Below are 15,317 nucleotides of genomic sequence, written 5' to 3' on the forward strand. Positions count from 1 at the left end.
ATCTCTTACGCACGAGAAACGTAAGTTCCTTCTGCAGTGTTGATAACGAGTTTTTGTCCTGCTTCGATGAAGTCTGGAACGTTTACAACAAGTCCTGTTTCCATTGTTGCTGGTTTTCCAGAACCAGTCACTGTAGCACCTTTGATCGATGGTTGAGTTTCTGTGACTGTCAATTCAACAGTAGTTGGTACAGTTACCCCAATCACTTCATTTCCGTAGAATTGAATTTTCACTTCTGAATTTTCAAGAATGTAAAGCAATTCATTTTCAACATTGACGACAGGGATTTCGTATTGGTCATAAGTTTCTGTGTTCATGAAGTAGGCTGTGTCGTCCATTTGGTACAAGTATTGGGCTGGGACAGTCTCAAGAATCGCTTGTTCAAATTTTTCTTCTGGACGGTAGCTTGTGTCAAATGTAGAACCAGTACGGACATCACGTAATTTCATCCGCATGATGGTATTTCCTTTACCTGGTTTGTGGTGACTTGCTTCCAAAACGCGAATCAATTTTCCATCTGCTGTGACAAACGTCATACCAGCTCTTAATTTACTTGCTTCGATCATGTTTTATTACCTCTTTTTTTAAAAATAGATTACTCTTTATTGTAACACACTATTTGATTTTTCTCAAACAGCAATCTTTTCTTTTTAGGAAGGAAAGAGTGCAGAGACTAGCGATTGGAGACTCTACATCTCTGAGCCTAGTTCCCTTCTATTCGTCAACAGGGACAATATTACCATCCGCATCTTTGGTCACATGGACATATTTGCCATCCACCTCAATGTAGAAGGTTTTGGGCTTGTCTTGAGCTGGTGCTGCTTGTTGTTGCAGATCATTTCCCAGAGCTTGACCCAGATTCATCCCCATAATCATATTCATGCCATTGCTACCTTCATTTTTGGCAGCTGCCACCAAGGCCTCATTGCGGGCGCGACGCTCTTCAATTTCGATGGTATTGTACTTCATGGCTGCCAATTCACTGTCCAGTTTATTAACCTTGGCCATACTATCAGCATCGTAGCTCAGATCTTCGATCAGGACATTGATTGGTTAATTCAATACCATATAATTCTGACCACGTTTTGTTGACTTCGCGTTTTGCGACTTCATTGAAGACGTCTTGGTCTGCATTGATATTGTAGATATCTGCCTTATTTTCAGCCGTATATTTTGAAAGGGCGACGGCAATTTTTGGAGCGAGGTTTTGGCGCAAGGTTCCCTGAGCTACATCTTCCAAGGTAAAAGGTTTATCTGCCGTAATTTGGCGACTGACTGCACTGACATAGAAAAGAACCGGATCTGCTATTTTGACATCATAGAGACCATAAAAGCGAATGCTCAGAAGCTGTTGGTAACGGTCGCTAAAGTACTCAACTGGATTTTGAGTGCCAAATTTATTTCCTGTAAAAGGTTGCATCCGCACAAAAATAATTTCTTGTTGGGTGACCACTTGGCCTCCAAATGAGAAACGATTCTTGAACTGATCCCACGTTCCTTTCACACCACCCTTTTCAAACAACCAGGCATTTTCACCGGCTTGCCATTCGTGACTCCCTGCTTCTAGAAGGTCTCCTAGAAACGTTCCATTATTGACCAAGAGAGCAACATAGCCTTGGGGAACAATGACAACAGAGCCATCTGTCAATAGACCCGTATTTTGGTTGCTCTGACGAGAGCGCCCATCTGGATCTTTGGTCAAGAGCTGTCCCTTAATGGCCAAAGCTGTTGCTGGAACAGCTTCCGGCAAGGTAATGGCTTCCTTAAATTTACTATCTTGAAAACTTGAAATGCCCGCTGAAAGGGCTGCTTTAATAAATCCCATACATTCTCCTATCTGTAGAATTCAATTTCATCCACAACTTCGTAGACATCCAAGACCCAATCTTTTGGATTGTGCTTCAAGGATGCTTGGCAATATTCACACTTGTCGATTGAATCGATCGTTAGTGGCGCACCACAGTTCGGACAGTGATCACTAACGACTTCTGAATTCTTAATGATCTCTGTCTGGGCTCCATGTTCACGGAGGAAGACCATGCGGTAAACGGTAAAGAGATCTTTGGTTGGATCCCCTTCGATCACACGACCCGTTTCATCATTTCGAATGTAATCTCTCATCGTCGAAGACAGAATGACTTCAATGCGGTCATTGCCTTCTGGATTTTCGATAAAGTCTTTGATCTTCGAATCTTCCACACATACGCGCTCTAGAACATTGGTTGTTTTGGCACGAATATGCTCTTGTAACTGCGTCAAGTGCTGCTCATAAAGACTCGTACTTTCTAAGTTCCGCACAGAATTCCAATCTTTTTCTGTCCAGGCAGACTGCAATTGAAGATAAACCAGCTTAACTTGCGACAAGAAGCGGTCTTCATCAAACATTGGATCCAGTTTACGGATGCGGCGAATCGCTTCATAGTTGTTCTCAATTGGTCGACCCGCCCGTTCTTAGGTTGTCCGTTTTGGACCACTATTTGAATAGGACGAATCATCACTCTCATTAGCCTCTTTTGCAATATTATAGACAAATCCAATCAATCCAATGATGGCGACAACTGCTACCGCCCCACCAGAGTCTGATCCAGAACTAGAACTGTAGCTACTGGATCCACCAGACCAGCTACTGCCACCAGACCAGCTACTTCCCCCTCCAGACCAGCTACTACCACCACCACCGCCAGAATGAATAGTGCTACTACCACCACTATGCGTATTGCCGACACCAGCATGAGCAGAAGGAGCAAATGCAAATAGAAGGGCTACTAGAAGAATTCCCAATACTAAAATTCGTTTTTTCATAGGCCTCATTTCTTATCTTTGTTTGTTACACAGGGGTTAAGAAAATACTGTCTATTTTATAGGACAATCAATTCTTTAGGAGCAAGAGTCAAGACTTCACAGCCAGTTTCTGTAATCAAGAGGTCATCTTCGATCCGCACGCCAGAGAGACCTTCGATATAAATACCTGGCTCATCTGTTAAGACCATACCTGCTTGAATCGCTTCTTTAGACGTTTGGCTGAAGTATGGTTCTTCGTGGATATCTAGCCCAATTCCATGACCGATTCCATGAGTAAAGTATTGACCATAGCCGGCTGCCTCGATCACATCACGTGGGATTTTATCAAAATCACGGAAGCCAAGTCCATCTTTAGCAGCATCAATCAAGGCTTGATTGGCTTTCAAAACGGTTTCGTAAATCTCTCTTTCCTTGTCGCTGACATGTCCTGCATAGATTGTCCGTGTCATATCGCTAACATAGTGATTATACAAGCAACCAAAATCAAGGGTCAAGGCATCTCCTGCTGAAATGACCCGATCACTTGGAGTCGCATGAGGCATGGCAGAGCGTTCACCAGCTGCTGAGATAATATCAAAAGATACACCAGAAGCTCCTAACTCCCGCATTCTAAAATCTAGGAAAGTCGCTGCTTCCAACTCTGTCGTTTTCCCTACCTTGATATAGTCTAAAATATCATGGAAGGCTTGGTCAGAGATGCTACAAGCTTTTTTAATCGCCGCAATCTCGGTCTCATCTTTAATCAAGCGCAATTCCATGACAAAGTTCGCTAGGGATTGAAGGCTAATACCACTGAAAACAGAAGCCATGCGGGCATGGTAGGCCACCGTCACTTCATCCTCAAAACCAAGTTCTTTGATTCCAAGGTCCTTAACGATCTCTGCAGCTGCAGTCAACTCATCGCGGGTTTCCACAATCTCTACAAAGGGGAAACAAGTCGCATGGGCATGGATGGTGTAGCGCGAATCTGTAAAGAGTACCACGCGTTCTTCTGTCACCAAAGCGGTCCCGTTTGAACCCCAGAAATTGGTTAAATAATAAACATTTTTCAAATTGTTAATCAATACCGCTTTGAGGTTTTGGGCTTTCATTTTGTTTCTTAAGTAGCTGATCCGTTGATTCATTGTAATTTTCCTTTCAAATATTGTCCTGTGTAGCTAGCAGGATTTGCTGCTACTTCTTCTGGTGTTCCGGTCGCAATAATGGTTCCACCACCGACACCGCCTTCTGGTCCTAAATCGATGATATGATCTGCTGTCTTAATAACATCTAAATTGTGCTCAATCACAAGGACTGTATTGCCATCATCCACAAACCGCTCTAAGACTTTGATCAAGCGAGAAATGTCTTCGGTATGGAGTCCGGTCGTTGGTTCATCCAAGATATAGAAGGATTTTCCTGTAGAGCGCTTGTGCAATTCAGAAGCCAACTTCATTCGCTGCGCTTCCCCACCTGAAAGGGTGGTCGCTGGTTGCCCCAGCGTTACATAGCCCAAGCCCACATCTTGGATGGTCTTGAGTTTGCGTTCAATTTTTGGAATGTGCTTGAAGAATTCGACTGCCTTATTGACCGTCATATCCAGAACTTCTGCGATATTTTTTTCCTTGTAGTGGACTTCGAGGGTTTCACTATTGTATCGACGTCCATGGCAGACCTCACAAGGGACAAAGACATCTGGCAAGAAGTGCATTTCAATCTTGATGATCCCATCTCCTGAGCAGGCTTCACAACGCCCACCCTTGACATTGAAACTAAAGCGGCCTTTTTTATAGCCCCGAATTTTGGCTTCATTGGTCTGAGCAAAGAGATCACGAATATCATCGAAGACGCCTGTATAGGTCGCTGGATTGGAACGAGGAGTCCGACCAATCGGGCTTTGATCAATGTCGATCAAGCGATCGATATGCTCAATCCCCTGAATCGTCTTGTATTTCCCTGGTTTTTCCGAATTGCGGTTGAGCTTTTGAGCGATGGCTTTTTTCAAGATGCCATTGATCAAGGTCGATTTTCCAGAACCGGAAACTCCAGTGACTGCGATGAATTTTCCTAGAGGAAAGCGTACTGTGATGTCTTGTAAGTTATTCTCACTTGCTCCTGTAATTTCAATAGAGCGGCCATTTCCTGAACGGCGCTCTGTTGGAACCGGAATCTTGCGCTTGCCGGACAAATACTGGCCAGTGATGGATTTGCTGTTGCGTGCCACCTGCTTTGGAGTTCCTGCTGCAACGATCTCTCCCCCAAAGACACCGGCACCTGGGCCGACGTCGATCAGGTAGTCTGCCTCTCTCATGGTATCTTCATCATGTTCGACGACAATCAAGGTATTGCCTAAATCGCGCATCTTCTTGAGACTGGCAATCAGGCGGTCATTGTCCCTTTGATGGAGGCCGATAGACGGCTCATCCAAGATGTAAAGGACACCAGAGAGGTTGGAACCGATCTGGGTTGCCAAGCGAATGCGCTGGCTTTCTCCACCTGATAAGGTCCCAGCCGATCGTGACAGGGTCAAGTAATTGAGCCCCACATTGTTTAAGAAGGTTAAGCGATCCTTAATCTCTTTTAGGATCGGTCTTGCAATCGTAGCTTCATTGTCCGTTAAGATCAGCTGGTCCACGGCTTTTAAGTGGTCCGCAATCGATAGATCTGACACTTCCCCGATATGCATCCCCTTTTCTCCTCCGACACGAACAGAGAGAGCCTGGTCATTGAGACGGTAGCCATGGCAGGTCGCACAGGTCAATTCGTTCATATAAGAGCGCATTTGGTTGCGGGTGAAATCACTATTGGTCTCACGGAAACGACGGTGAATATTGTTTACGACCCCTTCAAAAGGAATCTCGATATCCCGAACTCCACCAAATTCATTTTCATAGTGGAAGTGGAATTCCTTGCCATTTGACCCATAGAGGACCAAGTCCTTTTCTTCTTGAGAAAGATCAGAAAACGGCTGGTCCATATCAACGCCAAAATGGATCATGGCCTGCTCCAACATCTGTGGATAGTAGTTGGAAGAGATCGGATTCCAAGGAGCGAGGGCTCCTTCGCGAAGGGTTAAGCGATCATCTGGCACCACCAAATCTAAATCCACCTCTAGCTTAATACCCAGCCCATCACAATCTGGACAAGATCCAAAAGGCGCATTGAAAGAAAAGAGGCGGGGCTCTAATTCAGGAACGGTAAAGCCACAGACTGGACAAGCATAATGCTCAGAAAAGAGCAATTCCTTGCCATCCATGGTATCAATCACCACATAACCATCCGCAATCCGAAGAGCTGCTTCAATCGAATCAAAGAGCCGCGAGCGGATGCCCTCTTTGATCACGATTCGGTCCACAACTACTTCAATCGTGTGCTGCTTGCTTTTAGATAGTTCTGGAACCTCTGTCACATCATAGATCTCACCATCGACCCGCACCCGGACATAGCCGTCTTTTTGGACTTTTTCAATGATATTCTTGTGCTGGCCTTTTTTCTTGCGAATAATAGGAGCTAGAATTTGCAGGCGTTGGCGCTCTGGTAATTCCAAGACTTGATCGACAATTTGCTCAACCGAAGAAGCTGTAATCGCTCCATGCCCATTGATACAATAAGGCGTCCCTACACGCGCATAGAGCAAGCGCAGGTAGTCATTGATCTCTGTTGCCGTCCCCACTGTAGAACGGGGGTTTTTGCTGGTCGTTTTTTGGTCGATGGAGATAGCTGGACTCAAGCCGTCAATGGAGTCCACATCTGGTTTTTCCATATTTCCCAAGAATTGCCGGGCATAGGCCGATAAGCTCTCCACGTAGCGGCGCTGACCTTCTGCATAGAGGGTATCAAAGGCCAGACTGGACTTTCCAGAACCAGACAAACCCGTCACCACGACTAATTTGTCCCGTGGAATTTCCACATCTATATTTTTTAAATTATGGGCGCGTGCCCCATGAATGACAATTTTATCTTGCATGTTCTTACTCTAATCACCTTTTTGTTAACCTCCATTATAACAAATTTTTTAGTATTCTTTTATCCAAAACCGTCCTTTTTCTGATATAATGTTAAGGTGTAAAAAAACAAGGGGAGGCACCATGAAACAGGTCTTTTTATCGACAACGACTGAATTTAAGGAAATAGAGACGCTGGAACCTGGTAGCTGGATCAACCTTGTGAACCCTTCTCAAAGTGAATCGATGGAAATCGCCTCTGCTTTTAATATCGATATTGCCGACTTACGGGCACCACTCGATGCGGAAGAAATGTCCCGTATGACCATCGAAGATGAATATACCTTGATCATCGTCGACGTTCCCATCAAGGAAGAGCGGAACAATCAGACCTACTACGTGACCATTCCGCTAGGGATTATCCTGACAGAAGAGGCTATTATCACGACTTGCTTGGAGAAATTGCCGCTTCTCGATATCTTTATCAACCGACGCTTGCGGAATTTCTATACCTTTATGCGGTCACGCTTTATCTTTCAGATCCTCTATCGTAACGCTGAACTCTACTTGTCAGCGCTTCGTACCTTGGATCGCAAAAGCGAGCAGATTGAAAGTCAATTGCACAAATCAACGCGTAATGAAGAGCTGATTGAGTTGATGGAGCTGGAAAAAACCATCGTCTACTTTAAAGCCTCTCTGAAAACCAATGAGCGCGTGATCAAGAAATTGACCAGCGCTACAAGTAACATCAAGAAATACTTAGAAGACGAGGATCTGTTGGAAGATACCTTGATCGAAACCCAGCAGGCCATCGAGATGGCAGATATTTATGGAAATATCCTGCACTCCATGACCGATACCTTCGCATCGATTATCTCCAACAACCAGAACAACATCATGAAAACTCTGGCTCTCGTTACCATTGTCATGTCCATTCCAACCATGATCTTTTCGGCCTACGGGATGAACTTCAAGGACAATGAGCTTCCGCTCAATGGCGAACCCCATGCCTTCTGGCTGATCATTATCATCGCCTTTGCCCTGACCGGGTCTCTCGTCGTCTACCTCATCCATAAAAAATGGTTCTAACACCTACTAATAACACTAAGGAGTATTTATGTCTCAATTTGATTTGAATCAACTAAGCAAGAAAAATCAAGAATTTATCCGTATCGCCAAACACCAATTGCTTGAAAATGGAAAGACAGAGGAAGAAGCAGAAAGCCTCATCCAGGAAATTCTACCAGCTATCCATGAAAACCAAGGAAAAGGAATTCCGGCACGGACCCTTTTTGGAGCTCCAACTGTATGGGCGAACTCTTTCAGCGAGAAAGAACGCTATGAAAAAGAGCATCCGAAATTAAACGATGCCCCCTCTCTCATGATTTTGGATTCCTTCCTCTTTATCTTTGGAGTCTTTGCTGCGATTAGCGCCTTTATGAACTTGGTTGCACCTCGTCGTACTGGCTATGGTTTGATCACCTTAATCCTTGGAAGTTTGACAGGGGCTCTGCTCTTATACCTCATGTACTACTTCTTCTATCAGTATATGGATGGTACCAAAGATCGTAGCGAGCGTCCTTCTCTTTGGAAATCTATGCCGATTCTTGTTGGAGTCATGTTCCTTTGGGTCATTGTCTTGTCCTTTACTTCCTTACTCCCACAGGTTCTCAACCCAACTATTCCAGATGTCCTTGCCATCGTTTTAGGAGCTTTAGCACTTGTCCTTCGCTTCTACCTCAAGAAACGCTTTAATATTAAAAGTTCGAGCACAGCACCAGCAACTCGACGCTAAAAAGAAACGGATGAAGTTTTCATCCGTTTTTGTTTTACTGTATTTCCCTGTTCAATCTTTTTGAAAAATAGAGGACTAAGTCATCATTGTTTTCACAAGAACTGTAAGGGGCCAAGGAGTGATCCCTAAACCAAACCCCAGATCCATCTGGGATATAGCCCCGTTTGACATACAGTCTTTGAGCTGGACCATAACCCGAGTGTAAACCAACCCCTAAAGTAACAATCTCTGATAGTAGCCAGACTCTTTTTTCTGCCTCCTCTAAGAGTTGATTCCCAATCCCTCGATTTCTAAATGGTTCAAAAACATTAAAATCAGATAGTTCAGGATAGACTCCCACGAAAGGGCCGTGCTTGGCAGCAGGCAATATAGTGATATAGCCTGCCACAAATCCATCCGACTCAGCTACTAATACGTCCCTCTCTCTATTCTCCTGCTCCTGAAAATAGCTAGTCAAGATATCCTCTCTACCCGGCCACCCTTGGTGGATAAAAGCTTGAGAGATGTGCTCAATATCTGCCTTTATCATCCTCCTGATGATTACACCTTCCTTCATAGTTCCCTCCTTGATACCTTTCTCCCCTCATTATAGCATAATCAGAGCTTGGGAAAGTTCAAAGAGCTTCACACGGACCTAACACACTATCACATTTCTATGCTCGCAAAAAAAGATCCAATGGGTCTGAAAAAGAGGTCCACTGGACCTCAACTCGCCCTTACATTTCCAAGCTCGTGAAAAAAAGACCCGTTTGGGTCTTAATTCGCTCTCTTGTCTTCAAGCTCATGAAAAAAAGACCCGTTAGGGTCTTTTTTTTAATCTTCGTTTACGAAAGGCATCAAAGCCATTACGCGAGCGCGTTTGATAGCTGTTGTTACTTTACGTTGGTTCTTCGCTGAAGTTCCAGTTACACGACGAGGAAGGATTTTCCCACGTTCTGAAACGAAACGGCTAAGAAGCTCAGTATCTTTGTAATCGACATATTCGATTTTGTTTGCTGCGATGTAATCAACTTTTTTACGGCGTTTGAATCCGCCACGACGTTGTTGAGCCATGTTTAATTCTCCTTTATAGTTTTAATTCGTTAAACCCATTCTTAGAATGGAAGATCGTCGTCTGAGATATCCATTGGATTCGCTCCAAATGGATTTTCTTCACGACCAAAGTTTGGCGCTGCATTGCTTGGTTCAGATCCACCAAAGCTTGGGGTTGCATTTCCAGCAAAACCACCGTTGCCTGATGAATAACCACCACCTGCATGCCCTTCGCGTGCTGCACGGCTTTCCAATAGTTGGAAGCTGTCTGCTACGACTTCAGTGACATAAACACGTTGACCTTGCTGGTTTTCGTAATTACGTGTTTGAATGCGACCGGTAATCCCAATCAAAGCACCTTTCTTAGCCCAGTTGGCTAAGTTTTCTGCTTGCTGACGCCAGATCACACAGTTGATGAAATCGGCTTCGCGTTCTCCATTTTGACTCTTGAAGTTGCGGTTGACAGCTAGGCTGAAAGTAGCAACTGCTTGATTGCTTGGAGTGTAGCGAAGTTCAGCATCACGGGTCATACGACCGACAAGTACAACATTGTTAATCATAAGTCACCTCTGATGATTTCTTACGCGTCAACTTTTACGATCATGTGACGAAGAATGTCACCGTTGATTTTTGAAAGACGGTCGAACTCGTTAAGAGCTACAGCGTCGTTCGCTTCAACGTTTACGATGTGGTAAAGTCCTTCACGGAAATCTTGGATTTCGTATGCAAGACGACGTTTTTCCCAATCTTTTGATTCAACAACAGTTGCACCGTTGTCAGTCAAGATAGAATCGAAACGTGCTACCAAAGCGTTTTTAGCTTCTTCTTCAATGTTTGGACGAATAATATAAAGAATTTCGTATTTAGCCATTGATAATGTTCCTCCTTTTGGACTAATGACCCCCTGTCTTTGCAAGGGGTAAGTGAGGTTTACTCACAAGAAACTATTATACCAGACTTTTGGAACAAAGGCAAGAATTATCTTTAGGATTTAAAAAATGATTCTGGACGTCCCCTTCGAGAAAAAAGAAAGAAATGTCCTAAAAAATGACATTTTATAGAAGAAACCCCTCCCCTTCTTTCTCCTCTTTCCTTAAAGAAAACTGATATCAGTTAGCTTTAAGCTTGAGTCTTTATACTAGCTACAACAAATCTCAAGAAACGAGGAACGATTATGAATTATCTTATCATCCCCGCCTATCAACCGGATCTGAATCTTGTCAAACTGGTTCGCTTGGTCCATGCTAAGAGCGATCTCCACATCATCGTGGTCGACGATGGGAGTGACGCTGACAAGAAAGCGATTTTTGACAAATTGGACGGTCTTGCAACAGTCCTGACCCACGAGCACAACCAAGGAAAAGGACAATCTCTCAAGACTGCTTATGCCTACATCCTAGAAAGAGGTACCTATGGAAGCATTGTTACAGCTGATGCAGACGGTCAGCACAAAATTTGGGATATTTTCAGGGTTGTTAACCAATCTCAAGAGCATCCTGGAACACTTATTCTAGGAGCACGCGCCTTCTCTGGAAAAGTTCCTTTGCGTTCTGCTTTCGGGAATAAATTGACCCGCTTCTTGTTTAAGCAACAAACAGGGGTGGCGGTCAGCGATACCCAAACGGGCTTACGGGCTTTCACTACGAATCTCTTGCCTTTCATGCTTGAGGTTGAAGGACAACGGTATGAGTACGAAATGAATGTGCTCCTCGCAGCAAGCAACTCCTTCCCCATCGTGGAAGTTCCCATCGAGACGGTCTACATCAATGACAACGAAGGCTCCCATTTCCGACCTATTCGGGATGGCATCATGATCTACAAGGACATGTTCAAGTTTGCCCTCTCCTCTCTGAGTAGTTTTATCGTTGACTATCTGGTCTACGCCTTCTTCCTCTTCGTGATGATGGCCGTGCCCATTAGTCTACGTATTCTCCTAGCGAATGGGATCGCTCGTGTGACGAGTTCCATCTTTAACTACTCGACCAATAAGCACCTAGTCTTTAAGAACAAAGACAGCGTCGCTAAAACTGGAAGTGGCTACTTTGGCCTAGCCCTCGGCCTCTTTATTCTCGATACGCTCTTAATTCGACTCTTCTATACTGCTTTCGGACTCAATCTCCTGATCAGTAAGATTGTCGTCGGCTTCCTCCTCTTTCTGGTCTCATGGGTGATCCAGAAAAAAGTGATCTTCAAAGAAAGGACTGCTCCCCACCATGAAATTCTTTAAAAAATCCTATACCTATGCTGCCTGCTTTGGCCTTCTTTTGACCAGCAGTTTTAGCTACTCGATGCTCAAGACCTTTGTCTTATCCGATGCCATCCAAACCGTAAAAGCTACGACTACGGACACCAAGGCAGCCAAAAAAGCAGCTGCTTCAGCTACAACGACCGATACTAGCTATTCAGATGACAATATCCAGGTGACTTTAACAGAAAAAACAGTTGAAAATACCCAGGTTTACATCGCAGATATCACAGTCAGCTCGGCAGATTATCTCAAAACAGCCTTTGCACAAAACACCTACGGGACAAATGTAACGGCTAAGACCTCCGTCACGGCCGCCAACAACAGTGCTATTCTAGCAGTGAACGGTGACTATTACGGGGCTAACAGCACAGGATACGTCATCCGAAATGGAGTGGTCTACCGCGATACCGTTCGGGAAGATTCAAGCAATGGGGACCTGGCCATTTATAAGGATGGATCCTTCAAAATTATCTATGAAGATGAGATCTCTGCGGATCAATTGGTCAAAGGCGGGGTCGTCAATCTCCTCGCTTTCGGTCCTTCCTTAGTTGAAAATGGAGAAATTACCGTCGATACCAGCTCAGAGGTCGGGCAATCTATGGCATCAAATCCACGGACAGCGATTGGGATCATCGATGAAAACCACTACATTATCGTCGTGTCAGACGGACGGACTTCAGAAAGCCAAGGCCTGTCTCTCTACCAATTAGCAGAAGTGATGAAGTCTTATGGCGTCAAAACAGCCTACAACCTTGATGGTGGCGGATCTTCTACCCTCTACTTTAACGGAAAAGTCATCAACAAACCAACTACAAATGGTACTATCTCAGAAAGGGCGGTGAGTGACATTGTCTACATCGGTTACTAATCCTATTAAACAACGGTTGAAAAAAACGATTCTCTGGTATACTCTGATTTCAGCTTTCTTCTTTGTCGGAAGTCGCATCTATGAACACTTTAGTTTTGGCGAAACCTCTGCCTTCATGCACTACCTCTTCTTGATTCCTTTGGTCGGTGGGGCACTGTTAGTGGTTCTACAGTTGATGGTGAAAGGCCTCTCTCGCCTGAGTCTCAATCTTTGGAATTCAGGAGTGGCTACGCTCACAGCCGGAGCCCTCTACCGAGGGATTGTCAACCTCTCTGGCCGCTCCACCACAATGGATCAGCCCTATTATTACCTTGGCCTTGCCTTTCTAGCACTAGCTCTGATCAGCCTCTTCTTTGTCCGCAGTGTCTGGGTGGAGAAAACAGCCTAAGACATCAAAAACGTCCGTTTCTTAAAAGAACGGACGTTTTTTAGGGTAAGTTAACGGATGAACAACTTAGCCTTCACGTTTTTTGCTAGCTACAAATCCTGCTAAAGCTAGTGAGGTCATGCCAAAGAGGCTAAGGACGGTTGAAGCCAATTCATCTTGACCTGTCTTTGGAAGACCAGTTGCTGGTGTAGCAGCTACTTCGGCTTGACCACCCGTATGATAAGTGACAGCGACTGGTTTGTTTGTTGCCACTTCTTTTGTTTCGCTTGTAGCTGGTTGAGCTGGAGTTACTGGGGTTTCAGGTTGAGGAGTTGGGGCAACAGGAGACACTGGAGCCACAGGATGGACTGGATTTACAGGACTTACTGGATCAACTGGTGCTGGCTGTGGTTGTGGAGTTGGTTCTGGGGTTGGTTGTGGTTCTGGAGTTGGTGTTTCTTCTTCCACTTTTTCCACAAATGTCTTGTTGCCCAAGATTGAAGCAGACAACTTCTTCCCTGCCTTATTCACATCTTCGATGTATTGGATAAAGACTTCAGTATCTGGATTAATGGCACCGATCAATTTTGTATCACGGAAGACTGAGAAGCCATCTCCGCCACCATACAAGAAGTCGTTGATAATCGCCTTGTAGGTCTTGTTGCGATCAATTTCAGTTCCATCTGCCTTGTAAGCTTTTACGACCTTATATGGATTTTCTTCTGTTGCATCAGCTGGTTTTGTATAGGTGTACTTGATCCCTGCCATTTGCAAGAAGTAAAGCTCTTTCTCATCATATTGTTGGTCCAAAGCTTTGTAGATTTGGTCCCCAGTGATTTCTACTACTTGGAGGATATTTCCAAATGGTTGCACCGCTTGAGCTGCACCCCAAGTGACTGTTCCGTCTGGTTTCACCACGAGATCTGCACGGATTCCTCCATTATTGGTGAAGGCAAAGTCAACATCTGGATAACCTGATTTTTTGGCAATATCTAGTTGCGCTGCTGTGACCAAATCTCCAACAGCACTTTCTTTTTGCGCATTCAATTCACGGGTAATATTTTCAGCTTTTTCTGCTGTACCGATTTTTGCTTCTGTTACTTTTTTAACCGTCGCATTGGCATCATCGATGATCGCTTGAACCTTGGCATCTTTTGCTTTGCCTTTCGATGGATCTACCGCAATAATTTTAGCAGTTGGAGCTTTGACAAAGTCAGCTGTATCCGTATCTAGGACCCCACGGACATCAGAGTAGGCTTTCCCTTGAGACGTACCTTGAACTATCAAGGTATTTCCGACCATTCCATTTGTATATTGGTGGTTATGACCTGCAAATACGATATCCACTGAGTTTTCAGGATAGATTTGATTTAATTTTTTGATCATGTCTGCAGCCGGACCTTCTGCTACACCGTTTTTGCTGGTAGCAGCAACGTGGGCCAAGACAGCGATAGCATGAACCCCTTGGTCATTTAATTCACGCGCATATTTGGCAATCGATTCTGCTTCATCCAAAACCCGGTATTGTTCATGATTTTTACGCAAGACAAGATTTGGGAATTCTGTCGTAACAACCCCGATAAATCCGACCTTAACAGTCTTGTCATTGACTGGGATTTCTTTGATGGTATAAGGTTTCCAGTCAAATGGGATTTTGTTGGTATCCTTGTCGACCAAGTTGGCAATCACGACTTCTTGTTTAGAAGCTTCATGAGGATATTCATCGACGATCTTATTGAATTGACCAGGTGTTGGGGCTTCTCCCTTCATGATCCGGTTGAATTCACCAAGTCCTTCGTCAAACTCGTGATTTCCAAGGGTTCCGTATTCAAAGTTCATTTCATTGAAGACTTTTACAGTTGGTTCATCTTGAAGGAGGGCAGAGTTGGCTGGACTAGCGCCGACCATATCTCCCGCTTGCACACGGATGCTGGCATTAGGCGTTCCGGCATTCTCCGTTTCAAAGTCTTTTTGCGAATCGTTCAAATAGGTTGCCAAAAGTGGGGCTGTTCCTGCGTTTTTCACAGTTTCGCCTTCTAAACGAGCTGTCCCTGTTTGTTCCAAGGCACCGTGGAAGTCATTAACGCCCATGAACTGTACGGGCAATTCGTCTGCAAAAACGCTATTGATCGCAAAAACACTAAGACCCGCAGCGACCGCTAGGATACTGCTTTTCAAGATAATTTTTTTCTTCATAGAATACTCCATTTTCTAATGTAGAACACTTCTCCAAAAAGGAGAATGCAGAACAGTTGATTTGCTGCAATCAGCTCTTCCATTTT

15 protein-coding genes and 1 pseudogene are annotated in these 15,317 nt (G+C 44.5%); 5 read left to right on the forward strand and 11 right to left on the reverse strand.

Going from position 1 to position 15,317, the window contains the following annotated elements; genetic code table 11:
- Nucleotides 1-5: 5 nt before the first annotated feature.
- The 6 genes and pseudogenes from efp to uvrA all read right to left on the reverse strand — a co-directional run bounded on the left by efp (nt 6) and on the right by uvrA (nt 6,748).
- Entirely contained in the window at nt 6-566 is a 561-nt protein-coding gene (efp, locus tag HMPREF2685_RS09130; protein ID WP_049474080.1) for an elongation factor P, read from the reverse strand.
- Nucleotides 567-714: 148 nt separating this feature from the next.
- Nucleotides 715-1,825: pseudogene (locus tag HMPREF2685_RS09135) on the reverse strand (SPFH domain-containing protein).
- Between the two features lie 8 nt (nt 1,826-1,833).
- Nucleotides 1,834-2,433 (reverse strand): TIM44-like domain-containing protein, encoded by a 600-nt coding sequence (locus tag HMPREF2685_RS10890; protein WP_315940851.1) that lies wholly within the window; start codon nt 2,431-2,433, stop codon nt 1,834-1,836.
- An 18-nt stretch (nt 2,434-2,451) separates the two neighbouring features.
- Nucleotides 2,452-2,802, reverse strand: a complete 351-nt coding sequence (locus tag HMPREF2685_RS10895) for a hypothetical protein (RefSeq protein ID WP_261710583.1) — start codon at nt 2,800-2,802, stop codon at nt 2,452-2,454.
- Between the two features lie 56 nt (nt 2,803-2,858).
- Nucleotides 2,859-3,926 (reverse strand): M24 family metallopeptidase, encoded by a 1,068-nt coding sequence (locus HMPREF2685_RS09145; protein WP_070466490.1) that lies wholly within the window; start codon nt 3,924-3,926, stop codon nt 2,859-2,861.
- Nucleotides 3,923-6,748, reverse strand: coding sequence for an excinuclease ABC subunit UvrA (gene uvrA, locus HMPREF2685_RS09150; protein ID WP_070466492.1), 2,826 nt, complete (start codon nt 6,746-6,748; stop codon nt 3,923-3,925). The genes HMPREF2685_RS09145 and uvrA overlap by 4 nt, the downstream gene beginning before the upstream one ends.
- 121 nt (nt 6,749-6,869) lie before the next feature.
- Here uvrA and HMPREF2685_RS09155 point away from each other — a divergent pair, with 121 nt between their 5' ends.
- Entirely contained in the window at nt 6,870-7,814 is a 945-nt protein-coding gene (locus HMPREF2685_RS09155; protein ID WP_070466493.1) for a magnesium transporter CorA family protein, read from the forward strand.
- Between the two features lie 28 nt (nt 7,815-7,842).
- Nucleotides 7,843-8,520: a DUF1129 domain-containing protein gene (locus HMPREF2685_RS09160; RefSeq protein WP_013904094.1), complete on the forward strand. Its 678-nt coding sequence runs from the start codon at nt 7,843-7,845 to the stop codon at nt 8,518-8,520.
- A gap of 34 nt (nt 8,521-8,554) precedes the next feature.
- Here HMPREF2685_RS09160 and HMPREF2685_RS09165 read toward each other — a convergent pair whose 3' ends face one another.
- From HMPREF2685_RS09165 to rpsF, 4 genes are all read right to left on the reverse strand, one after another.
- The gene (locus tag HMPREF2685_RS09165; protein WP_070466495.1) at nt 8,555-9,076 is read right to left on the reverse strand and encodes a GNAT family N-acetyltransferase; all 522 of its coding nucleotides are present in this window, start codon (nt 9,074-9,076) and stop codon (nt 8,555-8,557) included.
- A 257-nt stretch (nt 9,077-9,333) separates the two neighbouring features.
- Complete coding sequence (rpsR, locus tag HMPREF2685_RS09170) at nt 9,334-9,573, reverse strand: 30S ribosomal protein S18 (RefSeq protein WP_000068664.1); 240 nt, start codon at nt 9,571-9,573, stop codon at nt 9,334-9,336.
- 41 nt (nt 9,574-9,614) lie between these two features.
- A complete protein-coding gene (locus HMPREF2685_RS09175; RefSeq protein WP_003008622.1) occupies nt 9,615-10,112 on the reverse strand; it encodes a single-stranded DNA-binding protein in 498 nt (165 codons plus the stop codon).
- Between the two features lie 20 nt (nt 10,113-10,132).
- Nucleotides 10,133-10,423 (reverse strand): 30S ribosomal protein S6, encoded by a 291-nt coding sequence (rpsF, locus tag HMPREF2685_RS09180; protein ID WP_003005040.1) that lies wholly within the window; start codon nt 10,421-10,423, stop codon nt 10,133-10,135.
- 303 nt (nt 10,424-10,726) lie between these two features.
- On the opposite strand from rpsF, the gene HMPREF2685_RS09185 reads away from it, so the two are divergent.
- From HMPREF2685_RS09185 to HMPREF2685_RS09195, 3 genes are read left to right on the forward strand one after another with little or no spacing between them, the layout of a single operon-like run.
- Entirely contained in the window at nt 10,727-11,779 is a 1,053-nt protein-coding gene (locus HMPREF2685_RS09185; RefSeq protein ID WP_070466497.1) for a bifunctional glycosyltransferase family 2/GtrA family protein, read from the forward strand.
- Complete coding sequence (locus HMPREF2685_RS09190; RefSeq protein ID WP_070466499.1) at nt 11,766-12,668, forward strand: phosphodiester glycosidase family protein; 903 nt, start codon at nt 11,766-11,768, stop codon at nt 12,666-12,668. The genes HMPREF2685_RS09185 and HMPREF2685_RS09190 overlap by 14 nt, the downstream gene beginning before the upstream one ends.
- Nucleotides 12,643-13,056 carry a hypothetical protein gene (locus tag HMPREF2685_RS09195; protein WP_302692975.1) on the forward strand — a complete coding sequence of 138 codons (414 nt, stop codon included), beginning with the start codon at nt 12,643-12,645 and terminating at the stop codon, nt 13,054-13,056. Before HMPREF2685_RS09190 ends, HMPREF2685_RS09195 begins: the two co-directional genes overlap by 26 nt.
- A gap of 66 nt (nt 13,057-13,122) precedes the next feature.
- Here the strand turns inward: HMPREF2685_RS09195 and HMPREF2685_RS09200 are convergent, their stop codons facing one another.
- Nucleotides 13,123-15,231, reverse strand: coding sequence for a surface-anchored 5'-nucleotidase (locus HMPREF2685_RS09200; protein WP_070466501.1), 2,109 nt, complete (start codon nt 15,229-15,231; stop codon nt 13,123-13,125).
- Between the last annotated feature and the right edge of the window lie 86 nt (nt 15,232-15,317).

It is taken from the genome of Streptococcus sp. HMSC074F05 (assembly GCF_001808725.1).
Classification (GTDB): domain Bacteria; phylum Bacillota; class Bacilli; order Lactobacillales; family Streptococcaceae; genus Streptococcus; species Streptococcus parasanguinis_I.